General features: G+C 74.1%; 21 protein-coding genes. 12 read left to right on the top strand and 9 right to left on the bottom strand.

Going from position 1 to position 25,975, the window contains the following annotated elements; all coding sequences use genetic code 11:
* Positions 1–11: 11 nt before the first annotated feature.
* The 6 genes from CFP66_RS33970 to CFP66_RS33995 form a co-directional block, all read right to left on the bottom strand.
* Positions 12–896 (bottom strand): ABC transporter permease, encoded by an 885-nt coding sequence (locus tag CFP66_RS33970; RefSeq protein ID WP_094929432.1) that lies wholly within the window; start codon positions 894–896, stop codon positions 12–14.
* Positions 896–1,852, bottom strand: a complete 957-nt coding sequence (locus tag CFP66_RS33975; protein ID WP_094929433.1) for an ABC transporter permease — start codon at positions 1,850–1,852, stop codon at positions 896–898. The genes CFP66_RS33970 and CFP66_RS33975 overlap by 1 nt, the downstream gene beginning before the upstream one ends.
* On the bottom strand, positions 1,849–3,504 hold the full coding sequence (locus CFP66_RS33980) for an ABC transporter substrate-binding protein (protein WP_233159942.1): 1,656 nt from the start codon (positions 3,502–3,504) through the stop codon (positions 1,849–1,851). The genes CFP66_RS33975 and CFP66_RS33980 overlap by 4 nt, the downstream gene beginning before the upstream one ends.
* Before the next feature lie 198 nt (positions 3,505–3,702).
* Positions 3,703–4,320, bottom strand: coding sequence for a TetR/AcrR family transcriptional regulator (locus CFP66_RS33985; protein ID WP_094929434.1), 618 nt, complete (start codon positions 4,318–4,320; stop codon positions 3,703–3,705).
* 38 nt (positions 4,321–4,358) lie between these two features.
* Positions 4,359–5,045 carry a response regulator transcription factor gene (locus CFP66_RS33990; protein ID WP_094929435.1) on the bottom strand — a complete coding sequence of 229 codons (687 nt, stop codon included), beginning with the start codon at positions 5,043–5,045 and terminating at the stop codon, positions 4,359–4,361.
* A gap of 29 nt (positions 5,046–5,074) precedes the next feature.
* Positions 5,075–6,148, bottom strand: a complete 1,074-nt coding sequence (locus tag CFP66_RS33995) for a LacI family DNA-binding transcriptional regulator (protein WP_094929436.1) — start codon at positions 6,146–6,148, stop codon at positions 5,075–5,077.
* Positions 6,149–6,250: 102 nt separating this feature from the next.
* On the opposite strand from CFP66_RS33995, the gene CFP66_RS34000 reads away from it, so the two are divergent.
* The 3 genes from CFP66_RS34000 to CFP66_RS34010 all read left to right on the top strand — a co-directional run bounded on the left by CFP66_RS34000 (position 6,251) and on the right by CFP66_RS34010 (position 10,539).
* The gene (locus tag CFP66_RS34000; protein ID WP_094929437.1) at positions 6,251–7,447 is read left to right on the top strand and encodes an MFS transporter; all 1,197 of its coding nucleotides are present in this window, start codon (positions 6,251–6,253) and stop codon (positions 7,445–7,447) included.
* Positions 7,448–7,513: 66 nt separating this feature from the next.
* Entirely contained in the window at positions 7,514–8,986 is a 1,473-nt protein-coding gene (locus tag CFP66_RS34005) for an aldehyde dehydrogenase family protein (protein WP_094929438.1), read from the top strand.
* Positions 8,986–10,539, top strand: coding sequence for a GMC family oxidoreductase (locus CFP66_RS34010; protein ID WP_094929439.1), 1,554 nt, complete (start codon positions 8,986–8,988; stop codon positions 10,537–10,539). The genes CFP66_RS34005 and CFP66_RS34010 overlap by 1 nt, the downstream gene beginning before the upstream one ends.
* Before the next feature lie 26 nt (positions 10,540–10,565).
* Here the strand turns inward: CFP66_RS34010 and CFP66_RS34015 are convergent, their stop codons facing one another.
* Positions 10,566–14,021 carry a BTAD domain-containing putative transcriptional regulator gene (locus CFP66_RS34015; RefSeq protein ID WP_094929440.1) on the bottom strand — a complete coding sequence of 1,152 codons (3,456 nt, stop codon included), beginning with the start codon at positions 14,019–14,021 and terminating at the stop codon, positions 10,566–10,568.
* Between the two features lie 714 nt (positions 14,022–14,735).
* Here CFP66_RS34015 and CFP66_RS34025 point away from each other — a divergent pair.
* Both CFP66_RS34025 and CFP66_RS34030 read left to right on the top strand, forming a co-directional pair.
* Positions 14,736–15,935 (top strand): NAD(P)-dependent oxidoreductase, encoded by a 1,200-nt coding sequence (locus CFP66_RS34025; protein ID WP_369805234.1) that lies wholly within the window; start codon positions 14,736–14,738, stop codon positions 15,933–15,935.
* On the top strand, positions 15,932–16,798 hold the full coding sequence (locus CFP66_RS34030; protein ID WP_094929443.1) for an NAD(P)-dependent oxidoreductase: 867 nt from the start codon (positions 15,932–15,934) through the stop codon (positions 16,796–16,798). Before CFP66_RS34025 ends, CFP66_RS34030 begins: the two co-directional genes overlap by 4 nt.
* Before the next feature lie 66 nt (positions 16,799–16,864).
* Here CFP66_RS34030 and CFP66_RS34035 read toward each other — a convergent pair whose 3' ends face one another.
* Positions 16,865–17,197, bottom strand: coding sequence for a DUF3140 domain-containing protein (locus tag CFP66_RS34035; RefSeq protein ID WP_094929444.1), 333 nt, complete (start codon positions 17,195–17,197; stop codon positions 16,865–16,867).
* A 106-nt stretch (positions 17,198–17,303) separates the two neighbouring features.
* Between CFP66_RS34035 and CFP66_RS34040 the strand changes: the two genes are divergently transcribed.
* Complete coding sequence (locus CFP66_RS34040) at positions 17,304–18,305, top strand: TIGR03557 family F420-dependent LLM class oxidoreductase (protein WP_094929524.1); 1,002 nt, start codon at positions 17,304–17,306, stop codon at positions 18,303–18,305.
* Positions 18,306–18,314: 9 nt separating this feature from the next.
* On the opposite strand, the gene CFP66_RS34045 is transcribed toward CFP66_RS34040, so the two are convergent.
* A complete protein-coding gene (locus tag CFP66_RS34045; RefSeq protein ID WP_094929445.1) occupies positions 18,315–19,508 on the bottom strand; it encodes an epoxide hydrolase family protein in 1,194 nt (397 codons plus the stop codon).
* A gap of 181 nt (positions 19,509–19,689) precedes the next feature.
* Here CFP66_RS34045 and CFP66_RS34050 point away from each other — a divergent pair, with 181 nt between their 5' ends.
* From CFP66_RS34050 to CFP66_RS34075, 6 genes are all read left to right on the top strand, one after another.
* Positions 19,690–20,748, top strand: coding sequence for a histidine kinase (locus CFP66_RS34050; protein ID WP_094929446.1), 1,059 nt, complete (start codon positions 19,690–19,692; stop codon positions 20,746–20,748).
* Positions 20,745–21,881 carry a sensor histidine kinase gene (locus CFP66_RS34055; RefSeq protein ID WP_094929447.1) on the top strand — a complete coding sequence of 379 codons (1,137 nt, stop codon included), beginning with the start codon at positions 20,745–20,747 and terminating at the stop codon, positions 21,879–21,881. The genes CFP66_RS34050 and CFP66_RS34055 overlap by 4 nt, the downstream gene beginning before the upstream one ends.
* On the top strand, positions 21,878–22,483 hold the full coding sequence (locus CFP66_RS34060) for a DNA-binding response regulator (protein ID WP_094929448.1): 606 nt from the start codon (positions 21,878–21,880) through the stop codon (positions 22,481–22,483). Before CFP66_RS34055 ends, CFP66_RS34060 begins: the two co-directional genes overlap by 4 nt.
* Before the next feature lie 165 nt (positions 22,484–22,648).
* Complete coding sequence (locus CFP66_RS34065; RefSeq protein ID WP_094929449.1) at positions 22,649–23,656, top strand: LacI family DNA-binding transcriptional regulator; 1,008 nt, start codon at positions 22,649–22,651, stop codon at positions 23,654–23,656.
* The gene (locus CFP66_RS34070; RefSeq protein WP_094929450.1) at positions 23,653–24,861 is read left to right on the top strand and encodes an extracellular solute-binding protein; all 1,209 of its coding nucleotides are present in this window, start codon (positions 23,653–23,655) and stop codon (positions 24,859–24,861) included. The genes CFP66_RS34065 and CFP66_RS34070 overlap by 4 nt, the downstream gene beginning before the upstream one ends.
* Positions 24,861–25,973, top strand: a complete 1,113-nt coding sequence (locus CFP66_RS34075) for an ABC transporter ATP-binding protein (protein ID WP_094929451.1) — start codon at positions 24,861–24,863, stop codon at positions 25,971–25,973. Before CFP66_RS34070 ends, CFP66_RS34075 begins: the two co-directional genes overlap by 1 nt.
* Positions 25,974–25,975 lie beyond the last annotated feature (2 nt).

Raw genomic sequence — 25,975 nt, forward strand, 5'->3', positions numbered from 1 at the left:
CGTGGGTCCTTTCACTTGCGGCGGGAGCCGGGGCTCAGCACGTCCCGCAGGGCGTCGCCGAACAGGTTGAAGGCCAGGCAGATGATCACGATCGCGAGGCCGGGGAAGAACGCCGCGTACGGCGCGCGGACGATGTACTGCTGGGCATCGGACAGCATGATGCCCAGGCTGGGGCTCGGCGGCTGGATGCCGAGCCCGAGGAACGACAGCAGGGCCTCGCCGATCACCGCGACCGGCATGATCACGGTGGCCTGCACGATGATCGACGACATCGCGTTGGGCAGCACGTGCGTGGCGAGGATGCGCACGCCGCTCGCGTCCATGGTGCGCGCGGCGAGGACGAACTCGTGGCCCTTGAGCCGCAGGGTCTCCGCCCGCACGACGCGGATCATCGTGGGCACCTGCGCGAGGCCGAGCGCGATCGCGGCGTTGGCCAGGCTGGCGCCGTTGATGGCGGCGAGCCCGACCGCGACGATCAGGAACGGGAACGCGAGCAGCAGGTCGGTCAGCCGCGAGACCAGCGCGTCCAGCCACCGCCAGTAGCCCGCGAGCAGCCCCAGCGGTGCGCCCACCACGATCGCCAGCGCCACGGCCAGCACGCCCACCTGCAGCGACGCCCGCGTGCCGTAGAGGATGCGGGAGAGGATGTCGCGGCCGAGGTCGTCGGTGCCCAGGGCGAACCCGACGGTGCGCGGCAGCTGGAACGGCGTCTCGAAGTGCACCTCGTCGGCCGGGTAGGGCGCGATCCACGGCGCGAGCAGCGCGGCGAGCACCACGATCAGCAGCAGCGCGCCGCCGACCACGCCGAGCCGGTGGTGCAGCAGGCCGGACAGCACCCGGCCGCGACGGCTGCCCAGCTCGTCGTCGATGCCCACTTCCGGCGTCGAGAGACCCATCAGGTGTTCCCCCCTCCGACCCGGATCCGCGGATCGATCACCGAGTACAGGACGTCGACGGCGAGGTTGATCAGGATGTAGGCCAGCGTCACCACCAGCACGACACCCTGGATCACCGGGTAGTCGCGGCTGAAGACGCTGTCGAGGGTGAGCTTCCCGAAGCCGGGCAGGCCGAAGATCCGCTCCGTGACGACGGCGCCGGAGATCAGCCCGCCCAGCTGCAGCCCGACGATCGTCACCACGACGATCAGGCTGTTGCGCATGGCGTAGCGGATCACCACGGTGCCGCGCGAGGAGCCCTTCGCGCGCGCCGTGCGGACGTAGTCGGCGGACAGCGCGTCGATCATGGATGCCCGCGTCTGCCGCATCACGATCGCGGCCAGGCCCGTCCCGAGGATCAGCGCCGGCAGCGTGAGGTGCCACAGCGCGCGCAGCGGCTCCTCGGTGACGGCCACGTAGCCCGACGCGGGGAACCAGCCGAACCCGACGGCGAGGTAGAGGATCGCGAGCAGCCCGAGCCAGAAGTTGGGCACCGACAGCGACAGCAGCGACACCCCGCCCACGGCGAGGTCCGGCCAGCGGACCTGGTTGACGGCGGCCAGCGCGCCGGCGGCCATCCCGGCGACGACGGCGATGACGATCGCGTAGAGCGACAGCCACGCCGTGACCGGCAGCGTCGTGGCGATCAGCTCGGTGACCGGGGTGCCGGTGCGCACCGACTCGCCCAGGTCGCCGGACAGCGCGTTGCCCAGGAACCGGGCGTACTGCACGACGACCGGCTCGTCGAGACCCAGCTGCGCGCGCAGGGCGGCCACCGCCTCCGGGCTGGCGTCCTCGCCTGCGAGCGCGCGGGCCGGGTCGCCGGGCAGGGCGCGCACGCCGAGGAACACGACGATCGAGGCCAGCACGAGGGTGATCAGGCCCTGGCCGAGGCGGGTCAGCAGGTAGCGGGTCACTCGGTCTCCTCGGCGAGGAAGCCGGCCTTGCCGAGCCGCACGACGCCGTCGGCGTAGGTCGCGATGCCCGCGACGTCTGTGGTGTACGCGGTGAGGTTGCGCTGCCGGTAGAGGTAGAGGATCGGCAGCTCGCGCTGGATGACCTCCACCACCTGGCCGTAGATCGCGGCGCGGGCGGGCTGGTCGTTGATCTGCGTCGCCTCGCGCAGCAGCCGGTCCACGTCGGGGTTGCTGTAACCGGCGACGTTGTCGGCCGAGCCGGTGGACAGGAAGTTCGCCATGTTGCCGTGCGGGTCGATGCGCCCCGACCAGCCCAGTTGCAGCACCTCGAAGTCGCCGCGGTCCTGCGTGTCGAGCAGCGTGGAGTACTCCATCGGCTGGATCGTGATCTCGAAGCCGCCGGCCCGCACGCTGGCCTGCAGCGCCTGGACCAGCCGGAGTTGATCCTGCTGGTTGCTCACCAGCATCGTGACCGGGTAGGGCGTCGGCACCCCCGCCTCGGCGAGCAGCGCGCGCGCCCGCGCCGGGTCGTAGGGCGGGCAGGCCTCGCTCGCGGGGGTCGAGAACGGGCTGGCCGGCGAGATCGGCGAGCACGCGGGCTCGTGCCAGTTGTTGAACACCGCGTTGACCAGCGTGGTGCGGTCCACCGAGAGCGCGAACGCCTGCCGCACGCGGGGGTCGGACGCGAGCGGCGTGTCGATCGGCTGCGGCGGCTCGCCGACGCCTGCGACGTTGCCGAGGTTGAACGTGATGGCCTGGTAGCCCAACGAGCCGATCTGCAGGACGCCGATCCCGCGCTCCAGCTGTAGCGAGTCGACGTCCTGCGGGGAGATCGTGTCGGCCACCTGGACGTCGCCGGAGCGCAGGTTGGCGGCCCGGATATTCGCGTCCGTCATGATCCGGTAGGTGATCGAGTCGAGGTGGACCTGGTCGGCGTCGTAGTAGTTCGGGTCGCGCACCACGCTGATCGACGTCTGCGGCACGCGCTCGGCGAACCGGAACGGCCCGACGCAGACCGGCGCGCTGCTGAAGTCGTCCCCCAGCTCGGCGAGGGCCGCAGGCGACATGATCATGCCGGCGCGATCGGCCAGCGATGCTGTCAGCGGGGCGAACGGCTGCTCGTAGCGCACCACCACGGTGGTCGGGTCCGCCACCTCGATGCCGCTGACCGGCCCCAGCTCCCCCTTGCGCTTGGAGCCCTCCATCGTGAGGTTGCGCTCGAGGGTGGTGGCCACCGCGGCCGCGTCGAACGGCGTGCCGTCGGCGAAGGAGATGCCCGTGCGGACCGGGATCGTCACGGTCAGGCCGTCCGCGGAGACCGTCGGCAGGGCCGTGGCCAGCTGCGGGACGAGCTCGCCCGCGGCGTCGATGTCGTAGAGCTTCTCGCACATCGTGTTCATCACGTAGCGGGTGTAGAGCGACGACGACGTCGTGGGGTCGAGCCGGTCGGGCTCGGACGACAGCGCCATGACGAGGTCACCGCCCTCCCGGACCGGGCGGCCGTCGAACTCGACGCTCGGGACGTCCGCGCGTGGTGGTGCGGGTTCGACGGGCTGCACCGGGATGCAGCCGGCGAGGACGATCGCGAGCACTCCGCCGGCGGCCGCGATCGCGCCCCGGCGGCGCACGGCGTGCGGGAGGGTGAGGGGCACGTGGCGGTCCTTCGGAACGGGGGCGAGGCATCAGATGTATACAAAGTGGCCGCAGGCAGCAAGGTTTCCGCCGAGTTAAGACCACTGTGACCCTCGACGCACCATCACGCGATCAGTCCCGTCGTCGGGACATCGGGCGAGCTGACGGCGCGACACAGGCACCTGGAGACCGCGACTCGCGAGGTGGGGGTTTCGCGGTCAGGGGGCGTCGAGGAGGGTGCGGGCCAGCTGCTTCCAGAGGGGGAGGTGGGGGTCGCTGCGCGGGTCGCGGTGCTCAAGGGCGTAGGCGAGGCCGACGCCGCGCATGCTCGTGAACAGCAGGTCCCGCACCTGCGGATACCCCGGGTGCGCCACGAGGTCCGGGCCGTAGAAGCGGTCCATGCCGGCGCGGATGGCCGTGCCGATCTCGCGCTCCTCGGGCAGCAGCGCGCCGCGCAGCTCGTCACGGGTGCGGGCGGCGGTCCAGAGCTCGACGGCCGCCCAGAAGTGCGGCTCGGAGAAGGTCTCCCACATCAGCTCGATCGCCCGGTCGAGCCGCTCGGTCCCGCAGAGGCGCTCCAGCTCGTCGGCGCGGGCGGCGGTGCGTCGCAGCCGCTCGACGGCCAGGTGCCGGGAGGCGGCCACGAGCAGCTGGTCGCGGGAGGGGAAGTGGTGCAGCAACCGGCCGCGCGACACCCCGGCCCGCGCCTGGATGCGCAACGTCGTGGCGCCGGCGTAGCCGCTCTCGACGAGGCAGGCCACCGCGGCGTCGAGGATCCGGGCGCGGCTGGTGGCGGTGCGCTCCTCGCGGCGGTCGCGCGGCGCCGAGGTGGGCATGGCGCAGGGTAGCCGCTCCCGGTCAGCGCTGACCCCTTTCAGCGGTGACCCTTTCCCGTCGGTGGATGCGGGAACGACGGCTCGGCGGCCGGGCGCGGCATCGGGATCGCCGCCTCGGGGTGCGGGCTGCCGTCGAGCAGGCCCGCGCGTCCGGCGAGCGCCGCGGCCTCGGTGCGGTTGGCGACCCCGAGGGTGCGCAGCAGGCGCGCGGTGAGCCGCTTGACCGTGCGCTCGGAGACGTGCATGGCCCGCGCGATCTCCGAGGTGCTCCCCCCGCCCCCGATGAGCATCCACAGGCGCTGTTCGGCCTCCGTCAACCTCGGACCGGCCGGCCGGTCCGGCGGTGTGAGGGTTCCGGTCGCCGCCAGCAGGGACGGGACCAGATCGGCCGGCGTCCGGGTCTTGAGCAGCACCCCGCTGGCGCCCGCCGCGAGCACGTCGACGAGGCGCCGGTGCTCGCCGCGGCAGCCGGTGAGCACCAGCACGGGCAACCGCGGCTGGACGCGGCGCATCGCGGCGAGGGCGGCCAGGACGCCGGGTGCGGCCAGCTCGAGGTCCAGGAGCGCCACGTCGGGCAGGTGGCGCCGCACCAGGAGCCCGGCGTTCGCGGCGAGGTCCGTGCCGGCGACCACCCGCACGCCCCCCTCGGTTGCCGCGGGCAGCGACTGCTCGAGCTGCCGCCGGAACAGGGGCTGCCGATCGACGACCACGACACGGACCACCATGTTCCAGGGGGTTCCCCGCTGCGCGAGGTCTACCGCCGGACCGACCGATCGGACGACGGCACGGGCCCGCTCGTGGTGCCGACGCGCAGCGTCACCGGGAGCATCAGGTCCTCCGGTGCGGCGCCGGCCACCAGATCCATCGCCGCCTGCGCCGCGGCGCGCCCCTTCTCGGCACTCGGCTGCACCACGGTGGTGAGCCGGTCGGGCGCCAGCCACGGCAGGTCCGCGCCGTCGAACCCGACCACGGACAGGTCGTGCGGCACCTGCAGACCGAGCTCGCCGGCGGCCTGCAGCACCCCGGCCGCCAGGATGTCGCTCTGGGCCACGATCGCGGTGGGGCGCCGGTCCGCGGCGACGTCGAGCAGGATCCGCCCGGCGGCGCAGCCCTCGTCCACGGCGTTGCTCGGCGTCTCGTACACCGGAACCGGACCGAACACGTCCTCCACGCCCTCGATGCGGTGCCGCACGTCGCGGTAGTGCGCCCGTGCGCGCCGCTCCGCCGAGACCGGGCCGCGGGTGCCGTCCAGGCGCAGTGGCATCGCGACGAGATGCACCCGCCGGTGCCCGAGGTCGTAGAGGTGGCGGGCGACGTCGCGGGTGCCGCGACGGTCGTCGATGTCGACGAGCACGACCCCGTCGACGACCGGACCCTCGACGGCGACGACGGGCACGCCGCGGGCGCGCAGCTGGTCGAGCGCCGGGTCGTCCTCGAGCCCGCAGGTGGCGAAGATGGCCGCGTCCAGCGGGATGCGCGCGATCTGGGTGGTGGACGGGCGCCCGGAGTCCCCCGCGAGCAGCAGGAGCCCCACGTCGTGCGAGCCGAGCACCTCGCTGATCCCGTCGAGCAGCTGCAGGGCCACCGGGTCGCGGAACGCGTAGAGCAGCCGCTCGCCGATGAACGCACCGATGACGCCGCTGCGGCCGCGTCGCAGCGACGCAGCGAGGGGGTCCGGGCCCGCGTAGCCGAGCTCGGCGGCGGCGGCGAGCACCCGGTCGCGGGTGGCCGGGGCGACGCGCGGGCTGTCGGCGAAGGCGAGGGACGCCGTGGACGGGGACACGCCCGCGTGCGCCGCGACGGCGGCGAGCGTCGGACGGGAGGACATCCGGGAACGGTAGCGGGATGGGCCACATCTGCGTTGAGCCCGCCGCACGCGCCGCGTACCGTGAACGATCGAATCGATTCGACACATTCGACGGGAGCCGATGTGACCACCAAGGCGCTGCCCTCCGCCGAGGCGTTGAGGGCGCGCACGGCCGTGGCCGTCGCCTTCATCGCGGCGGGCCTGGCGTTCTCGTCGTTCATCGCGCGCACGCCCGCGCTGCGCGACGCGCTCGGGCTGTCCACCGCGCAGCTCGGCCTGCTGCTGCTGTGCGCCTCGGGTGGGTCGGTGGCCGGGCTGCCGCTGTCCGGGCCGCTCGTGCACCGGCTCGGGCCGGCCCGCACGGTGCTCGCCGGCGCGCTGTCGCTGACGTCCGGGCTCGCGCTGCTCGCCGTGGGCATGTCGATGGGGCAGGTCCTGATCGCGGCGCTCGGCCTGGTCTTCACCGGCCTCGGCACCGGGGTCTGGGACGTCGCCATGAACGTCGAGGGCGCCGACGTGGAGCGCAGGCTCGGCCGCTCCCTCATGCCCCGGCTGCACGCGGGCTTCAGCCTCGGCACGGTGGCCGGCGCCGCCATCGCCGCGGTGTGCGCCGCCCTCGGCGTCTCGCTGCCGGTGCAGCTGGTCGGTGTCGTGGTGGCGCTCCCCATCGTCGTCACGCTGGCGGTGCGCCGCTTCCTGCCGGCGCCCGAAGCCGAGCCCGGAGAGACCTCGTCGGGCTCGGGCGTGCTCGCCGCCTGGCGCGAGCCGCGCACCCTTGCCGTCGGGCTGCTCGTACTCGCGTTCGCGTTCACCGAGGGCTCGGCGAACGACTGGGCCGCCATCGCGATGGTCGACGGCTACGGGGAGAGCGAGACCCTCGGGGCCATCACGTTCGGGTTCTTCGTCGCGGCGATGACCGTCGGGCGCATGTTCGGCGGCACGGCGCTGGAGCGCTACGGCCGCGTCCCGGTGCTGCGGGCCACCGCCGTGATCGCGCTGGCCGGCCTGCTGCTGGTGCTGCTCGGCGGCTCGACGCCCGTCGCGCTCGCCGGCGCCCTGCTCTGGGGGGTCGGGGCCTCGCTGGGCTTCCCGGTGGGCATGAGCGCCGCCGCGGACGACCCGGCCCGTGCCGCGGCGCGCGTCTCGGTGGTCAGCTCGATCGGCTACACGGCCTTCATCGCGGGCCCGCCGCTGATCGGCCTGCTCGCCGAGAGCACCGGCATCCTGCGAGCGCTGTTCGTCGTGCTCGGCGCGCTGCTGCTGGGCCTGCTGGCGGCCGGGGCGACCCGGCCGCTTGCCCCGGCTCGCCCCGTGGACTGACGCGCCCGGCCCGCGATCCCCGGCGCTCCCGCTTGACGTCCGCGAGTTCTCGAGGACGATCAGCGGGTGCCCAGCCTCTTCATCGACGGTCAGTGGACGTCCGGCTCCGGCGGCAGCGCCGAGGTCGTCAACCCGTTCGACGCCTCCGTGTTCGAGACGGTCGACCAGGCCGGACCCGACGACGTCGAGCGCGCGGTGGCCGCGGCGCGGGCGGCGTTCGACACCGGCCCGTGGCCCGGCACCCCGGTCGGCGAACGCGGCGCGTTGCTGCACCGGGTGGCCGACCTGCTCCAGCGCGACAAGGAGGAGATCGCGCGGGTCGAGACCCTCGACACAGGCAAGACCCTGGTCGAGAGCCGCATCGACGTGGACGACGTCACCGCCGTGTTCCGCTACTACGCCGGCCTCGCGGGCAAGGACACCGGACGCCTCGTCGACACCGGCAACCCGGCCGTCGTGAGCCGGGTGGTGCACGAACCGGTCGGGGTCTGCGTGCTGATCACACCGTGGAACTACCCGCTGCTGCAGCTGTCGTGGAAGGTCGCGCCCGCGCTCGCGGCCGGCAACACCGTGGTCATCAAGCCGAGCGAGGTCACCCCGCTGACGTCGGTGCTGCTCGTGCGGCTGCTGGAGGAGGCGGGCGCGCCGCGCGGTGTGGTCAACATCCTGCTCGGCGAGGGCCGGACCGTTGGTGCCCCGCTGTCCGAGCACCCGGACGTGGACATGGTCAGCTTCACCGGCGGCCTCGCCACCGGGCAGGCGATCATGCGGGCCGCCGCGACGACCGTGAAACGGGTCGCGGTGGAGCTCGGCGGCAAGAACCCGAACATCGTCTTCGCGGACACCGATTTCGAGACCGTCGTCGACAACGCCCTCACCGCGGTCTTCCTGCACGCGGGCCAGGTGTGCTCGGCCGGCACCCGGCTGATCGTCGAGGACGCGCTGCACGACGACCTCGTCGCGGAGCTCGCGCGGCGCGCCGACCGCATCCGGCTGGGCAACGGGTTGGACAAGGACACGGAGTCGGGCCCGCTGGTCTCGGCCGCGCAGCTGGCGAAGATCGAGGACTTCGTGGCGTCGGCGCGGGCCGAGGGCGCCCGGGTGGTGGCGGGCGGGCACCGGCCGGAGGAGCCCGGGTTGCGCAACGGGTTCTTCTACCGGCCCACGGTCATCGCCGACGTGCGCCGCGACATGCGGGTGATCCGCGAGGAGACCTTCGGCCCGATCCTCACCGTCGAGCGGTTCACGAGCGAGGAGGAGGCGATCGCGCTGGGCAACGACACCGAGTACGGGCTGTCCGGCGCCGTCTGGACCGGCGACGCGGGCCGCGCCGAACGCGTCGCCCGCGCCCTGCGGCACGGCACGGTGTGGATCAACGACTTCGGGCCGTACTTCCCGGGTGCGGAGTGGGGCGGCTTCAAGCGGTCCGGCAACGGGCGCGAGCTCGGCCCCACCGGCCTGGCCGAGTACCAGGAGCACAAGCACATCTGGCACAACACCCAGCCAGGTCCGGCGGGCTGGTTCACAGGGGGCGTGTGATGACCGACGCGTTCGACTACGTCGTCGTCGGGGGTGGGTCGTCGGGGTGCGCGCTCGCCGCCCGCCTGTCCGAGGACCCGGACACCACCGTGTGCCTGCTGGAGGCCGGCCCGTCCGACGTGGACAACCCGGTGATCCTCAAGCTCACCGACTGGATGGCGCTGCTCGACTCCGGCTACGACTGGGACTACCTGGTCGAGCCGCAGGAACGCGGCAACAGCTTCCTGCGCCACGCACGTGCGAAGGTGCTCGGCGGCTGCTCGTCGCACAACTCCTGCATCGCGTTCTGGACGCCCCGCGAGGACCTCGACGAGTGGGCCGCGGCCGGTTGCGAGGGCTGGAGCGCCGACGAGTGCTGGCCGCTCATCGCGCGGCTGGAGAACAACGACGGCCCCTGGGACGGGCATGGCCGCAACGGCCCCGTCACGATCATGCAGGTCGCGCCGGACGACCCGTGTGGGGTGGCGCTGCTGGAGGCGGCCGCAGCCGTCGGGCTGCCCACCGTCCGGTTCAACGAGGGCGCCACCGTCTGCGAAGGCGCGGGGTTCTTCCAGATCAACCGCGAGCCCGACGGCACGCGCGCGTCGTCCTCCCGCTCCTACCTGCACCCGATCCTGGGCACGCGTCCGAACCTGGAGGTGCGGACGGGGGCGTGGGCGTCGCGGGTGCTCTTCGACGGGGCCCGCGCCACGGGCGTGGAGTACCAGCAGGACATCGGCCCGGGCCGGCGCACGGTGACGGCCCGCAGGGAGGTCGTGCTCAGCACAGGCGCGATCGACACCCCGAAGCTGCTCATGCTCTCGGGCATCGGGCCCGCCGAGCACCTGCGCGAGTTCGGGATCGACGTGCGGGTGGACGCACCGGGCGTCGGCGCGAACCTGGACGACCACGTCGAGGGCCTCGTGATGTGGGAGGCCGCGCAGCCCATGGTCACCCGCTCCACGCAGTGGTGGGAGATCGGGCTGTTCACCCGCACCCGCGAGGACCTGGACCGCCCGGACCTGATGATGCACTACGGATCGGTGCCGTTCGACCTGAACACGGTGCGTTGGGGCTACCCGACCACCGACAACGGGTTCTGCCTCACCCCGAACGTCACCCGCGGACGGTCCCGGGGCACGGTGCGGCTGCGCACCCGCGACTTCCGTGACCGCCCCCGCGTCGACCCGCGCTACTTCACCGACCCGGACGGGCACGACATGCGCGTCATGCTCACCGGGGTGCGGCTGGCCCGCCGCATCGCCGAGCAGGAGCAGCTGAAGGGATGGGTGGCGCGGGAGCTCACACCCGGCCCGGAGGCGGTCACCGACGACGAGCTCGCCGACTACGTCGCGAAGACCCACAACACCGTCTACCACCCGGCCGGCACGGCGAAGATGGGCCCGGCCACGGATCCGGCCGCCGTCGTGGACCCGCAGCTGCGCGTACGCGGCGTCGAGGGCCTGCGGGTGGCTGACGCGTCGATCCTGCCGTTCCTGCCCGCGATCAACCCGAACATCACCTGCATGATGATCGGGGAGAAGGCGAGCGACCTGCTGCGCGCGGCCCCCTGAGCAACGAACGGCACTCTCGTCGACACCTAGCCGACGAGAGTGCCGCTCGTTGCGTGGGGAGGTGCGCGTACGGCGGTCGCCGCCGCGTTCACCAGCTCGTCCGGCGCTTCTTCCGCGCCTTTCGCGAACTCGTCGGTGAACTCCGGCTCGCCCAGTGCGCGTGTGGCCGCGGTGGTGATGCGGTCGACGTCGCCGCGCTCCGCGGGTGGGAGGGGCGCGCCGACACCCTGGCGGGCCGCCGCCGCTGCCCCGAGCAGCCGCGCGGCGTGGCGTGGCGCTCCGGCGAGCGCGACCGCACCGGCGAGACCCTCCAGGGCGAGCGCCAGTGCCCGCGGATCACCGGTGCGGCGCGCGACCGCATGGCCCTCGAGCTGCAGCCGGACGGCCGTGTGGGCGTCGCCGCGCAACTCGGCGACGAACCCCAGCTCCGCCCGGATCAGGGTGGTGCCGGGCTCGGCAGCGGTGCCGCGGTGCCACGCGAGGACCGTGCGCAGGTGCTCCTCGGCGGTGTCGAGGTCGCCGGTGCGGCGGGCGCCGAGGGCGAGGCCGGTGAGCGCGTAGATGCGGCCGGGCGCGAACCCGTGCGCGACCGCCATCGCGACGGCCCGCCGGTGCAGCGTCTCCGCCTCGGCGAACCGCCGTTGGAGCAGGGCCGCACGGCCCAGCCACGACAGCTGGTAGGAGACCTCCGCCCACAGCCCGAGCTCCTCGGCCATGCGCAGGCCGGCCTGGTGCTGCGCGGCGGTACGCGCGTACTCGCCGACGTACTCGGCGAGCGCGCCGAGCGCGAACGTGGCCTGCACCTGCCCCCAGCGGTCGCCCACCTCGCGGAACAGGGCGGCCGCCCGCTCGGCCTGCGCCCGGGCGTCGGGGAGGTGGCCCTGCGCGGTGACCTGGCTGACCCGGTCGGCGAGCGCCGCCGCGATGCCCCACCGGTCGCCGACGGCCTCGGCGGTGGCGAGCGCGGCGGAGGTGAGTGGCACCGCCCGCGGGTCGGCCACGGTGGTGAGCGCGTGGCCCAGGAACCACTGCGTGCGGGCGCGGGCCGGCGGGTCGGTGAGCTCGGACAGGTCGAGCGCCGCCTCGTCGGGTGGCTCGCCGTCGAGGACGCGGAGCGCGGCGAGCCATGCCGCGGCCTGGGTGCGCGCGGCGGCGGGCGCGGCACCGGGAACGGCCAACGCGGCGCGCAGGGACCGGGTGGCCTCGGCGGTGCGCCCGCGCAGGAACCAGTACCAGCACAGCGCCTGCACCAGTCGCAACGCAGGCGCGGCGCCGTCGGCCTGTTGGGCCAGGTGGTCGACCGCGGTGCGCAGGTTCGCCGCCTCCGCGTCGAGCTGCTCCAGCCACCGCTGCTGGTCGGGGCCCCGCAGCTCCGGCTCCGCATGCTCGACGAGGGCGAGGTGGTGGTGGCTGTGGCGCTGTCGGACGAGCTCGAGCTCCCCCGCTTCGGCCATGCGCTCGAGGCCGTAGGCGGCGACCGTCTCCAGCAGCCGGAACCGCGGCCCGGCGCCGGAACCGGGCTGGGCGCCGGACTGGGCGACCACGAGCGAGCGGTCGACGAGGCGGGCCAGCAGGTCGAGGACCTCGTCGGCGCCGACTCCGCCGCCGGCGCACACCGCCTCGGCGCCCGCCAGATCGCACCCCTCGGGGTGGACGGCGAGGCGGCGCAGCACGATCCGCTCGGCGTCGGTGAGCAGCTCCCAACTCCAGTCGATCACCGCGCGCAGCGTGCGCTGACGGTCGGGCGCGCCTCGCGGGCCGTTCGTGAGCAGGGCGAACCGGTTGTCGAGGCGGACCAGCACCTCGTGCACGCCGAGCGCGCGCACCCGGCTCGCGGCCAGCTCCAGCGCGAGCGGGAGCCCGTCGAGACGCCGGCAGATCGTGGCGACGGCCGGAGCGGTGGCGTCGTCGAGGACGAACCCGGGCGCGGACGCCGCGGCCCGCTCGGCGAACAGCTGCACCGCGCTCGACGCCCGCGCGGCCGCGAGGTCCGTGGCCGCCGGCAGCGCCAGGGGCGGGACCTCCCACAGCACCTCGCCCGGTACGCCGAGCGGCTCCCGGCTGGTGGCGAGGATGCGCAGGTCGGGAGCGGCCTGCAGCAGGCGCTCGGCCAGCGCGGCGACCGGCTCGACGACCTGCTCGCAGTTGTCGAGCAGCAGCAACAACCCGCTCCCGGCCACGGCCTCACCGATCCGGGCGACGAGATCGGCCGGACCCGCCGCCGCGGCCGCGCGCACGCCGAGCGCGGCGGCCACCACCTCGACGACCCGGTCGCCCGCCGGGCAGTGGGCCTCCGGGCAGACCTGCCGGTCGAGCCCCGCGAGCTCCACGAGGCACACGTCGTCGGCCTCCGGAGACGCGCGCGCGACCGCGGCCGCGAGCCGGGTCTTCCCGACCCCGCCCGGCCCGGTCAGCGTGACCAGCCGCGCGGCGGCCAGCCGTTCCTGCACCTGCCGGACCGCGGTGTCGCGGCCCACCAACTCGGTGAGCGGAACCGGGACGCCACGGAGCGCGGCAGTGCCCTGGCCGGGCGCCGGATCCGGTGGTGTCGAGTCGGGTGGTGTCGCGCCAGGTGGAGTCGAGCCAGGTGGCCTCGTATCGGGCGTTGCCGGACCTGTCCGTGCCGCCGCCTGCGGCCCCGGAACGTGCGGTGCCCCGACGTGGGCAGCCCGGGCCTGCGCTGCCGGCGCCGGACCCGCCCGTCCCGGGCCCTGCTGCGGCGGCTCCGACAGCGCCGGATCCTGCGCGAGGACCGCCCGTTGCAGCGCGGTGATCTCCGGACCGGGTTCGAGCCCGAGCTCGGCGACGAGCCCGCCCCGCAGCTCCGCGAACGCCGCGAGGGCCTCGCCCTGCCGTCCTGCGCGGTAGAGGGCGCGCATCTGCGTGGCGCGCAGCCTTTCGCGCAGGGGATGGCGTGCGACGAGGTCGCCGAGCTCGGCGACGAGCGGGCCGAGCTCCGCGCGACCGAGCCGGAGCCGGGCCTCGGCGCGATCCTCCTCCGCGGCCAGCCGCTCCTCCTCAAGCCGGCGGGCGGCGACCACGGCGAACGGCTCGGCGTCCACGTCGGCGAGGGCGGGCCCGCGCCACAGCGCCAGCGCATCGGCGAGCAGGGCCGCGCGGACCGCGGGATCAGCGGCGGCGCGGGCCTGCGCCGTGAGCGTGCGGAGGCGGTGGACGTCGAGCGCACCCTCCTCGAGGCGCAGCAGGTAGCCGGGCGGCTGGCGGACCACGAGCCGGCGACCGCCGGGCTCGGCCCGCTCCAGGGTCCGGCGCAGCTGCGAGACCTTGGTCTGCAGCGTGTTGAGCGGGTTGCCGGGCTCCTGCGCACCCCACAGGTGTTCGACGAGCCGCTCGACGGCAACCGGACGCCCCTCGTTGACCAGGAGATCGGCCAGCAGAACACGCACCTTCCGCTCGGGCACCCGCACCGGGCGGCCGTCGGCCGTCCAGACGGCCACCGGGCCGAGCACTCCGAAGCGCACGTCACCACGGTAACGAGCGGCACCGACAGGACCGCGGCGCGTGCACACCCGCCACCGACCTCCCCGGCACCATCCGCCCGACTCGCGTGCAGGGCGCGCCTCGAATCGCGCTTCCAGGTCGCGAGCAGCGCCCAGGCGGTGAGCGGCGCGCCCTGGCGGCGAGCAGCGCGCACCCGGACCGCGTCTCGCGCGCACTCGGGAGCGACTCGCGCGCTCGGTCGGGGAACTCGTGCACGGTCGTGACGCGGCGCGTCGTCGTGGCCGCGACCCACGTCACTGGGGCAGCGACTCGCGTCACTGGGGCAGCGACTCGCGTTCAGGCGGACGCGACTCGCCCGCAACGGAGCCGCGACTCGCGGGGCGCTCCTCCGCCCCCGCCGGGCCGCCTACTCGCGCACGGTTTCGCTCCGCGCCAACGCCCGTGATCGTTCCGAGGTCGAGCTCATCGCCCCGACGAGGGCGAACAGCTCGATCTGGGAACGATCATCGGTCGTTGATCGGTCCGAGGTCGAGGCGATCGCCCTTCTCGGGGCGATGAGCTGGATCTGGGAACGATCAACGGCTCGGTCGGGCACGCGCGGACCCGGGATCGCCCGCTCGGTGCGAGCCGGTGAGTGCGAAGCCCCGGTCCGGCCACACCCACCCATGATCGCCGATTCGGTGCACTGGCGGCAGCGTGTCGCCGTCCCTGCACCCGTTCGGTGATCATGGCCTATGGCGGCCTGGCCGGCAGCTGTGATCGCCGGTTCGGCGCAGCACCGGCACCGTGCGGCCCTCATTGCACCCGACGGCGACCAGGAACCCGCCGAGCACACCCCGAGACCCGGGGCCGGGAGGTTGGGCCCGATTCGCGGGTGGTGGGGCGCGGCTCGCGGGTGGTGGGTGCGAGTCGCGGGTGAGGGGGCCGCGGCTCCCCGGTGGGGCGCGACTTGCGGGTGGTGGGGCGCGATTCGCGGGTGGGGTGCGGCTCGGCGGTCGTGCGCGGATCGTCAGTGGATCGTGCGGGCGCCCGCTCAGGCTGGTCGCATGACAGAAGACGAGAAGGCGGTGACGGTGCTCGGCCTGGGCGCCATGGGCACCGCGCTGGCCGGGGCGTTCCTCGCCGCCGGCCGGCCGACGACGGTGTGGAACCGCACGCCGGGCAAGGCGGGCGCGCTGGTGGCCGGCGGGGCGGTGGAAGCCGCGACGATCGACGAGGCCGCGCGGGCGAGCCGGCTCGTGGTGGTCTGCCTCTGGGACCACCGGTCCGTGCAACAGGCGCTGGATCCGGTCGCCGGCGCGCTGGCCGGGCGCACGGTGGTGAACCTGACCAACGGCACTCCGGGCCAGGGGCGCGAGCTGGCCGGGTGGGCGCGGCGGCACGGCGCGGCGTTCCTCGACGGCGGCATCATGGCGGTGCCCCCGATGATCGGCGGGCCCGGCGCGTTCGTGCTCTACAGCGGCGCGCAGGAGGTGTTCGACGCCCACCGGGACGCGTTGGACGCCCTCGGCGAGACCATGTGGGTCGGCGCCGACCCCGGCCTGGCCGCGCTGCACGACCTGGCGCTGTTGAGCGCCATGTACGGCGTGACGATGGGCGAGCTGCACGCGTTCGCGATGGTCCGTTCGGCCGGCCTCTCCACCACGGCGTTCGCGCCGCTGCTGCGCCGCTGGACGGACGCGATGAGCGGGTTCCAGGAGCGGATGGCCGCGCAGATGGAGGCGCGCGACTACACCACCGGTGTCGTCTCGAACCTCGCGATGCAGGCCGCCGCCTTCCACAACTTCTACGACGCGGCGCACGAGCAGGGCGTGAGCCCCGAGCTGATCGCGCCGCTGTACCCGCTGATGCAGCGACGGCTGGTCGAGGGCGGTGGGGCGGAGGACCTCACCGGCCTGGTCGAGCTGCTGAACACGAGGAGGACGACGGCATGAACGCTCCGGTCACGATCATGGGCCTGGGTCCGATGGGCCAGGCGATGGTCCGCGCGCTGCTGGCCGCGGGTCACCCGGTGACGGTGTGGAACCGCACCGCGTCCCGGGCCGACGCCGTGGTCACGGCGGGCGCGGCTCGCGCGGGGACGCCGGCCGACGCCGTGGCGGCGAGCCCGCTGGTGATCCTGAGCCTCACCGACTACGCGGCGATGTACGACGTCCTCGGCGACGTCGGGGAGGAGCTGCGCGGACGGGTGGTCGTCAACCTCAGCTCGGACACCCCCGAGCGGACGCGCGAGGCGGCCGCCTGGCTCGCCGAGCGCGGGGCGGAGCTGCTCGCCGGCGGGGTGATGGTGCCGGCTCCGATCGTGGGCACCGAGGGGTCCTACGTCTTCTACAGCGGCCCGCGGTCGGTGTTCGAGGCGCACGAGGCCACGCTGGGCGTGATCGGCCGTCCCGACTACCGGGGTGCGGACCCGGCGCTGGCGCAGCTGTTCTACCAGGCGGTCCTGACCGTCTTCCTCACCGCGCTCGCGGCGGAGCTGCAGGCGGCCGCGCTGGTGACGGCGGCGGGGGTGCGGGCCGAGGAGCTGATGCCCTACGTGAAGGACACGCTCGAGCTGGCCGCGGCGTTCGTGGGCGAGACGGCGAAGCACGTCGACGAGCGCACGTACCCCGGGGACCTCAGCACCGCCACGATGATGGGCGCGACGGCCGACCACATCGTCACGGCGAGCCGGGACGCCGGGCTCGACACGATCCTGCCGGAGGCGGTCAAGTCCCTCTACGACCGGGCGATCGCGGCGGGCCACGGCGGCGACAACTGGACGAGCCTGTACGAGGTCGTCACGGGGCGGGCGTAGCTCGAAGATCCGCGGTATCGGTTGTCCATTGCTGTGATCACAGCAATGGACAACCGATACTCGTGATCAGCCGACCGGTTTCAGCGGGTCGTGTCCCAGCGACATCAGCCGGTGCCGCCAGCCGGCCTGCCCGGCTGCCGGCTCCAGGTCGTCGCGGCGCTGGGCGTGTACCCGCTCGACGACGCGGCGCATCACGTGCGCGTCCACGTCGGTCAGGTCACCGCGGCGCTTGCCGAGGATGCCGAGCACCTCCTGGCCCGTCGGGGTGCCGGCCTGGTCGGGCAGCGCCTCGGAGTCCTCGCCCGCGTCGCGGGTGCGCAGCCAGTCGCCCAGCTCGCGCGAGGTCATGTTCACCACGCGGTGGAACTCGTTCCACAGCTCGTCGTCGACATCGGCCATGCGTGGGGCCTACCCGTCCCGGTGGCCCCTGACGCACGGCGGCGTAGCTCCGTGGGCCAGGGGGTACCGCCACCTGCGAGGCGGCGACCGAGAGGACGGGCTGATGGTGGCCTTGGGCTACTCCCTGCTCTGCGAGCAGCGCGGACCGCGCGAGCTGGTGTCCGACGCGGTCGGGGCCGAGGACGCGGGCTTCGACTTCGCGGTGATCAGCGATCACTACTCCCCGTGGCTGGACGGCCAGGGCCATTCGCCGAACGCCTGGCCGGTGCTCGGGGCGGTGGCCGCGGCCACCGAGCGCATGCCGCTGATGACCTACGTGACGTGCCCGACCATGCGCTACCACCCGGTGGTCGTGGCGCAGAAGGCGGCGACGGTGGCGCTGCTCGCCGGGGACGGGCGCTTCTGCCTCGGCCTCGGCTCCGGGGAGAACCTCAACGAGCACGTGGTCGGGGCGGGCTGGCCGCCGGTGAACGTGCGGCACGAGATGCTCGGCGAGGCCGTCGAGATCATCGGCGAGCTGTTCGCCGGTGGGTACGTCAACCGCCGCGGCACGCACTACCGCGTCGACTCGGCGAAGCTCTGGGACCACCCCGAGGCCGGCGTGCCGATCGCGGTGGCCGTGTCGGGGGCGCAGTCCGTGCGGGCCTTCGCGCCGGTGGCCGACGCCATGGTCGCCGTGGAGCCGCGGGCCGACCTGGTGCGGGGCTTCGACGCCACCGCGGGCACGTCGCTGCCCAAGATCGGCCAGCTGCCGATCAGCTGGGACCCGGACCGCGACGCCGCGATCGACCGGGCGCACGCGCAGTTCCGCTGGTTCGCCGGCGGCTGGAAGGTGAACGCCGAGCTGCCCGGCACGGCCGCCTTCGCCGCCGCCACCCGGTTCGTCACCCCGGACGACGTCGCGGCCGCCTTTCCCTGCGGGCCGGACGTGGCGGCCCACGTCGAGGCGGTGCGCCCGTTCGTCGATGCCGGGTTCACCCACGTCGCGCTGGTCCAGGTGGGTGGGGACACGCAGCACGCGTACCTCCGGTTCGCCGAGCGCGAGCTGTTGCCCGCGCTGCGCGAGGAGTACGGCCGGACCGAGGCCCCGGCGATCCGGGTGCGCTGACGCCGCGTCTCAGCCCAGCGCGCGGAAGAACCGGCGCAGGTCGTCGACCAGCAGGTCGGGTGCGTCCTGCGTGGCGAAGTGGCCGCCCCGGTCGTAGACGTTCCAGGACACGATGTTCTTGTGGTCGCGGTCGGCGAACGCGCGCACCGACGGGTAGTCGAACGCGAAGTTGGCCAGCCCCAGCGGCACGGTGGTGGGCTCGCTCGGGCCCGCGGTGCCGCGGCCGTTCGACTTCTGGTGCGGGGGCGCGGCCTCGGCGTCCTCGAAGTAGAAGCGCGCCGACGACGCGGCGGTGCCGGTCAGCCAGTAGATCATCACGTTGGTGAGGACGAAGTCGCGCGGCAGGCCGGCGCCGAACAGCTGGAGGCTCCAGCCCAGCTGGCCCGCGGGGGAGTCGGCGAGCGCGTGCGCGATGTTCTGCGGCTCGGTGGACTGGAGCTTGTCGTAGGCGCCCCGGTTCTGCACGAACCACTGCCCGAACGCGTACTTCGCCGCGTCCTCCTGCGAGAGCGCCGCGATCTCGTCCGGGTCGCCGCTCGCGAAGGAGAAGACCTGCGTGACGTGCACGCCCGTCACGTGGTCGGGGTCGATCCGCCCCACCTCGGGTGAGATCAGCGAGCCGCCGTCGTTGCCGTGCACGCCGTAGCGGTCGTAGCCCAGCCTGCGCATCAGCTCGGCCCAGGCGGCGGCCACGCGGTACCGGCTCCAGCCCGTGTCGTGGGTGGGTCCGGAGAAGCCGAAGCCGGGAACCGAGGGGATCACCACGTGGAACGCGTCGGCCGGGTCGCCGCCGTGGGCGCCCGGGTCGGTGAGCGGGCCGATCAGGTCCAGGTACTCGACCACGGATCCCGGCCAGCCGTGGGTGAGTATCAGCGGGGTCGCATCCGGCCGGGGTGACCGCACGTGCAGGAAGTGGACGTTCTGCCCGTCGATCTCGGTGGTGAACTGCGGGTGGGCGTTCAGCGTCGCTTCCCAGGCGCGCCAGTCGTAGCCGTCGCGCCAGTACTCGACGAGCTCGCGGAGGTGGTCGACCGGTACGCCGTACTCCCAGCCCGGCGGCACGGGTCCGGGCTTCCCGCTGCTGCGCACCGCGAGCGGCAGCTCGTCGGCGAACCGGGTGCGGGCGAGTCGTTGCTGCAGGTCGTCCAGGTCGGCCTGGGGGATCGCGACGCGGAACGGGCGGATGTCGAATGTCGTCGTCATGGCCAAAAGGCTGCTGTCGCGAGACGGTGTGCGGTAGAAGCCGATGTCACCGGCGCCCGATGACGAACATCAGCGCCGCGGCGAGGTCGGGCGGTGGGGGGAAAACGATGATGAACATCATCGGTGCGGCATGACATCGCCATCTGGCGACCGCCCCGACCGCTGCGACACGATCGGGCCCGTGACCGCAGCCGTCGACGCCGCGCCGCGGTGGCGCCGGCCGACGGCCGTCCGGTGGGCGTTCCCCGAGGAGTCCGTGCCGGGCAGCGGGACGGGCGACCGCCGGCTGCGGCTCGCCGCCACCGGGATCCTCGTCGGCACGGTCCTGATCGTGGGCTCCGGGCTGAGCAGGCTCACCTGGTCCGCTCCGGCCGCCCTGCCCCTGGCGGCGCTGGCGACGGTGGCGTACCTGCCGCTGCACCTTCGGCACCTCACGCACGCGATGGCGGGGCGGGTGCCCGCGGGCGACCGCTGGAGCCTGGCGGCGATGGCCGCCGTGGTCCTGGGCGTGCTGCCCGTGCTGGGCGTGCCGTGGCTCGGTGCCCTGCACCCGCTCGCGGCCTCGGCGCTGTGCGTGCTGCGCGGGCCGTGGTCGTACCTGACCGTGGCGGCACTGGCCGGGACCGCCGCGATCACCGGCGGGCCGGACTGGGGGGTCTACTTCGCGCTGGCCACCCTGCTGTACGCGGCCGTGCTCGCGGTGCCGGCGTGGTTGATCGGGACCGCTCGCGCCGTGCAGACCGCGCGTGCCCGGCTCGCCGAGGAGGCGGTCCTGCGGGAGCGGCTGCGCATCGACGGCGAGCTGCGCGACGCGGTGGGACGCTCGCTGGAGGAGATCGTCGCCCTCGGCGAGCGGGCGGGCGAGCGCGCCGCGGTCTCCCCGGACGCTGCCGGTGACGGGTTGCGCACGCTCGTCCGGACGTCGCGCGACGCCCTCGCCGCGGCGCGCCGGACCGTGCGCCACTACCGGGAGCCCTCGCTGGCGGGGGAGCTGGCGACGGCGGTGTCGTTGCTGCGGGCGGCGGGAGTCGACGCCGCACTGGCGCCCGCCCGACCCGGGACGGTGCCCGAGGCGGGGGAGGCGCTCCTGGCTGCACTGCGCGCCGAGGTCGCCCGGCTGCTGCGCGACCCGACGCTGCGGCGCTGCGTCTTCACGGTGACCTCGAGGGGAGGCCGGACGGGGCTGCGCATCGAGGCGGACGGCGCCGGCCCGGTGATCCGGGAGGTGACACCGACGTGACCCTGTCGACGCTCCGCACGCACTGGTCGCTGCTCACCCTGGCCGTGGTCGAGGTCGCGGTCCCGGTGGTCTACACCGCCTACCCGGTGGCGGGGGAGCCGTACGAACAGGACTGGGCGCTGCCGGTCGGGCTCGGGCTGCTGGTGGGGACGCTGCTGGTGCGCCACTGCCTCGCCGCGGCGGCCGGGCGCCGGCCCGCGGGCTGGGCCTGGACGCTCGCCGCGCTGGCGGTGCTCGGAGCGGTCCCCGGCCCGCTGTGGGGCTGGGAGAACTGGTACGCCTCCGGGGTGTGGGCGTTCGCGGCGGTCGCGCTCATGGTGCTCCCCCGCGGGGCGGGGATCGGCTGCCTCGCCGCGAGCGGCGCCTTCATCACCGGCGCCACGATCGTGCTCGCCACCGGTGACGGCCTCCCACCGGGGGTGATCGCCCTGTGGGCCCTGTACTCGCTGGCAGGCGTCGTGCCGCCGGCCGTGCTGTACGGCGCGGTCGTGCTGACCCGGATGCTCGACGAGCTGCGCGCCACCCGCGTCGAGCTGGCGGAGGCAGCGGTCGGGCGCGAACGGCTGCGGGTCGCCCGGGACGTGCACGACCTGCTGGGGCAGAGCCTGTCGGCGGTGTCGCTCAAGGGCGATCTGGCGCTGCGCCTGCTGACCCGCGACCCGCCCGCCGCGCGCGTCGAGATCGAGGGGATCACCACGCTCGCCCGTGACGCCCTGCACGGGATGTCGGCGATCACCCGTGACGACTGCCCGGTCTCGCTGGCCACCGAGCTCGACGGTGCGGTCGTCCTGCTCGGCGCGGCCGGTGTGGCGGTCCGTTCCGACGTGCGGCTGCCCGACCGGCCGCCCGCCGCGCAGCAGGTACTGGCCTGGGGAGTGCGCGAAGGTGTCACCAACCTGATCCGGCACAGCGACGCCCGCAGCGCCACGCTCTCCGTGACCCCCGCGCACGGCAGGATGCGGCTGGAGCTGGTCAACGACGGCGCCGGCCGCGGCGACGGGCGCGGGAGCGGCCTGGCCGGAATCGCCGAGCGGGCGACGGCGGTGGGGGGCTCGGCAACCGCGGGGCGGCTGCCGGGCGGCCGCTTCCGGCTGGTGGTCGAGGTCCCGCACGGCGGCGAGGAGCGCGAGTGATCCGGGTACTGATCGCCGAGGACATGCACCTGATCCGGGGCGCGCTGGTGGCGCTGCTGACCCTCGAGGAGGACATGGAGGTGGTGGCGCAGCTCGAGCGCGGTGACCAGATCCTGGACGCCGCCCTGCGCACCCGACCCGACGTGGCCGTGCTCGACATCGACCTGCCGGGCCTGGACGGGCTCGGCGCCGCCGAGCTGCTGGCCCAGCACCTGCCCGACTGCCGCACGCTGGTGCTCACCGGGCTGTCCCAGCCCGGGTACCTGCTGCGGGCGCTCAAGGTGCACGTGCGCGGCTTCATCGTCAAGGACGCCCCGGCCGACGCCCTCGCCGACGGGGTGCGGAAGGTGGCGTCGGGGGCGCGGGTGATCGATCCCGACCTGATCGCCGCGGCGCTGGCCACGGGCGTGAGCCCGCTGACGCCGCGCGAGACCGACGTCCTGCGCGAAGCCGGCAGCGGTGGGACCACCGAGGAGATCGGCGCCCGGCTGGCCCTCTCGCCCGCCACGGTGCGCAACTACCTGTCCAACGCGATCGGCAAGGTCGGTGGCCGCAACCGGATCGACGCCATCCGGATCGCCCGGGACGCCGGCTGGCTGTAGCCCGGGCCGACCGGGCCGGTAAGCGCTCCTGCCTGCAAAGGATTGCAAGCGGTACATCAGCTGGCTGCGGGCGCGCGGAAGTTCCCTGCAAGAAAAGGTTGACGTACTCCGTAAACGGTTTCAGAATCTGCGGGCAACGCAACGGGGCAGACGACGGGAGAGCGCGTGGCAGCCACCATCCGTGACGTCGCCAGCGCGGCTGGCGTCTCGCAGGCCACCGTGTCGCGGGCGCTCTCGATGCCGGAACTGGTCCGCCCCGCCACGCGCGCGCGGGTGGAGTCGGCGGCACGGCGCCTGGGCTACCGCCCCAACCGGGCGGCCCGCGGCCTGATCACCGGGCGCACCGGCAACCTCGGGCTGATCGTCCCGGACCTGTCCAACCCCTTCTTCGCCTCCGTGGTGAAGGGCGTGCAGGCCGCGGCCCGCGCCGCGGACTACTCGGTGTTCATCGCCGACACCGACGAGGTGGCCGACGCCGAGGTCGACCTGATGCGCGCGCTGGCCAAGCAGGTCGACGGGCTGATCCTGTGTTCCCCCCGCGCACCCGACGCCGAGCTCGCCGCCGTGGGCGCGGACTCCACGGTCGTGCTGATGAACCGCCGCGTGGGGGAGCGCCCCAGCGTCATCGTCGACAACGCCGACGGCATGCGGCAGGCCGTCGACCACCTCGCCGCCCTCGGGCACCGGCGCGTGGCCTACGCGGCCGGTCCGCGCACGTCGTGGTCGAACGACCAGCGCGAGCGCGGCCTGCGGCAGGCGGCCGAGGCGGGCGGCACGGAGCTGGCGCACGTCGGGCACTTCCCGCCGCAGTTCGAGGGCGGGGTCGCCGCGGCGGACCTCGTGCTGGCCTCGGGGGCCACCGCGGTGATCGCCTACAACGACGTGGTCGCCCTCGGGCTGCTCAACCGGCTCGGCGCGCGCGGCGTGACCGTGCCGCACGGGCTCAGCGTGGTCGGCTGCGACGACATCGACATGTCCGGCATGAGCCAACCCGCGCTGACCACGGTGTCGGTGCCCAAGCGCTCCGCGGGCCGCGCCACCGTCGGCCTGCTGCTCTCGATGCTCGGCTCCGACGGCGAGCTCGGACCGGTCCACCGTGAACTGCCCACCCAGCTCATCGTGCGCGGCAGCACTGCCGTCGCACCCGCCCCGACGAAGGGACCTTCCCGATGAGGATGCAATGGCGCACCGCTGTGACGGCAGGCGGGATCAGCGCGCTCCTGCTGCTGACCGCCTGCGGCGCCCCGGAGGGACCGGGCAGCGCCGAGGTGCCGGCGGGTGAGGTGCCCGACCGGCCCGCGGAGGCCGTCTCGCTCAACATCCTGGACGTCGCGGGCAACCTGCAGCTGACCCAGGGGATGATCGACGAGTTCGTGGCGCAGAACCCCGACATCGTCTCGCGGGTGACCACCGAGAAGGCGGCCGCGCCCGAGATGGCCGGCAAGATCAAGGCGCAGCAGGACGCCGGGCGCCTCGGCATCGACATGGTGCTCACCGGCACCGACGGGCTGTCCGCCGGCACCGAGCAGGGCCTGTTCACGCCGCTGCTGCCGCAGTTCGGCGAGCGCCTGTCGAACATGGAGAACTACCAGGAGCCGGCCGCGGCGATGCAGGAGCTGGCCGCCGACCAGGGTGTGGTCGTCACCTACTACCCGTCGGGCCCGCTCATCGAGTACGCGCCCGACCGGGTGCCGAACCCGCCGAAGACCGCGCAGGAGCTGCTCGCCTACGCGCAGGCCAACCCGGGCAAGGTCGGGTACGCGCGCCCGTCCAACTCCGGGCCGGGGCGCACCTTCCTGATGGGCCTGCCCTACATCCTCGGTGACAGCGACCCGAAGGACCCGGTGAACGGCTGGGAGAAGACCTGGGCCTACCTCGCCGAGTTGGACAAGACCGTCACGTCCTACCCGTCGGGCACCACGGACACGATGAAGAACCTGGCCAACGGCACCTACGACATCGTCGTCACGACCACCGGCTGGGACATCAACCCGCGGGCGCTGGGCACCGTGCCCGCCGAGTTCCAGGTCGGCACGCTCGAGGGCTTCACCTGGGTCACCGACGCCCACTACGCGGCGGTCCCCAAGGGCGTCTCCGCCGACAAGCAGGCGGCCCTGCTCGCGCTGATCCAGTTCATGCTCACCCCGGAGCAGCAGGCCAAGGCCTACGACTCGGGCTACTTCTACCCCGGCCCCGCCGTCGAGGGTGTCACGGTCGACATGGCCCCGGCGGAGTCGCAGCAGGTGATCCAGCAGTTCGGCCGGCCCGAGTACGAGTCGCTCATCGCCGACAACCCGAAGGCCACCCCGCTGGAGACGAAGGACATGGTCGCGGCGTTCGACCGCTGGGACCGCGAGATCGGTGGGGGCAACTCCTGATGAGCGGCTTCTCCGAGCTGCGCCTCGACGGCGTCGGGCGCCGGTTCTCCGGCAAGGACGCCTTGGCCGACCTGGACCTGACGATCCGGGCGGGCGAGTTCATCGCCCTGCTCGGGCCGTCGGGGTGCGGGAAGTCGACGGCGCTGAACTGCCTGGCCGGCCTCCTTCCGCTGACCTCCGGTTCCATCTGGCAGGACGAGACGCGGGTCGACGTCCTGCCCCCGGAGAAGCGCGGGTTCGGGATGGTGTTCCAGAGCTACGCGCTCTTCCCGCACATGTCGGTGCGCCGCAACATCTCCTTCGGGCTGCAGATGCAGCGCCTGCCCAAGGCCGACGTCGCCCGGCGCACGGCCGAGGCGATCCGTCTCGTCCAGCTCGAGGCGCACGCGGACAAGCTGCCCGGCCAGCTCTCGGGCGGGCAGCAGCAGCGCGTGGCGATCGCCCGCGCCGTGGTGCTGGAGCCCTCGCTCGTGCTGATGGACGAGCCGCTGTCCAACCTCGACGCGAAGCTGCGCCTGGAGATGCGCACCGAGATCCGCAGGCTGCACCAGTCGCTCGGGCTCACCACCGTCTACGTCACGCACGACCAGGAGGAGGCGCTCTCGCTGGCCGACCGGCTCGTCGTGCTGCGCGACGGGCGGGTGCAGCAGATCGGCACCCCCGAGGACCTGCACGCCCGGCCGGCCAACTGGCACGTGGCCGACTTCATGGGCTTCCGCAACATGCTCCCGATGACGGCCGTGCAGGCCTCCGGCGACGACGTCGTCGTGGAGGGTGAGGGTCTGCGGCTCACCGGTACCGCGGTCAGCCCGCTGTCCGCGGGTGCGGAAGCGGTCGCGGCCGTCCGCCCGGAGGACGTGCGCGTGGCGGCGGGCGAGGGCGCGAACCTCATCGCGGCCACCGTCGAGGTGGTCGAGTACCAGGGTCGCGAGCTCGCGGTCGAGGTCCGCACGGACACCGGACGCGCGCTGCACCTGCGCACCGACCGGCGGCTGGCCCCCGGCGACGCGGTGACCCTGACCGTCGAGCCGCACCGCCTGCTGGTCTACCCGCTCGCCCCTGGCGAGCAGGTGCCCGGGCCGCTGGCCGCGGCCGAGGCGGTGGCGTCGTGACC

It is taken from the genome of Pseudonocardia sp. MH-G8, assembly GCF_002262885.1.
Classification (GTDB): domain Bacteria; phylum Actinomycetota; class Actinomycetes; order Mycobacteriales; family Pseudonocardiaceae; genus Pseudonocardia.

Excerpts from the sequence above, each read along its gene's own strand:
- CFP66_RS33995 (WP_094929436.1), bottom strand. The coding sequence starts at position 6,148 with ATGTCCTCCCGTCCGACGCTCGCCGCCGTCGCGGCGCACGCGGGCGTG.
- CFP66_RS34045 (WP_094929445.1), bottom strand. The coding sequence starts at position 19,508 with ATGACGACGACATTCGACATCCGCCCGTTCCGCGTCGCGATCCCCCAG.
- CFP66_RS33990 (WP_094929435.1), bottom strand. The coding sequence starts at position 5,045 with ATGGTGGTCCGTGTCGTGGTCGTCGATCGGCAGCCCCTGTTCCGGCGG.
- CFP66_RS34010 (WP_094929439.1), top strand. The coding sequence starts at position 8,986 with ATGACCGACGCGTTCGACTACGTCGTCGTCGGGGGTGGGTCGTCGGGG.
- CFP66_RS33985 (WP_094929434.1), bottom strand. The coding sequence starts at position 4,320 with ATGCCCACCTCGGCGCCGCGCGACCGCCGCGAGGAGCGCACCGCCACC.
- CFP66_RS34035 (WP_094929444.1), bottom strand. The coding sequence starts at position 17,197 with ATGGCCGATGTCGACGACGAGCTGTGGAACGAGTTCCACCGCGTGGTG.
- CFP66_RS34070 (WP_094929450.1), top strand. The coding sequence starts at position 23,653 with ATGAGGATGCAATGGCGCACCGCTGTGACGGCAGGCGGGATCAGCGCG.
- CFP66_RS34075 (WP_094929451.1), top strand. The coding sequence starts at position 24,861 with ATGAGCGGCTTCTCCGAGCTGCGCCTCGACGGCGTCGGGCGCCGGTTC.
- CFP66_RS33970 (WP_094929432.1), bottom strand. The coding sequence starts at position 896 with ATGGGTCTCTCGACGCCGGAAGTGGGCATCGACGACGAGCTGGGCAGC.
- CFP66_RS34030 (WP_094929443.1), top strand. The coding sequence starts at position 15,932 with ATGAACGCTCCGGTCACGATCATGGGCCTGGGTCCGATGGGCCAGGCG.
- CFP66_RS34025 (WP_369805234.1), top strand. The coding sequence starts at position 14,736 with ATGGCGGCCTGGCCGGCAGCTGTGATCGCCGGTTCGGCGCAGCACCGG.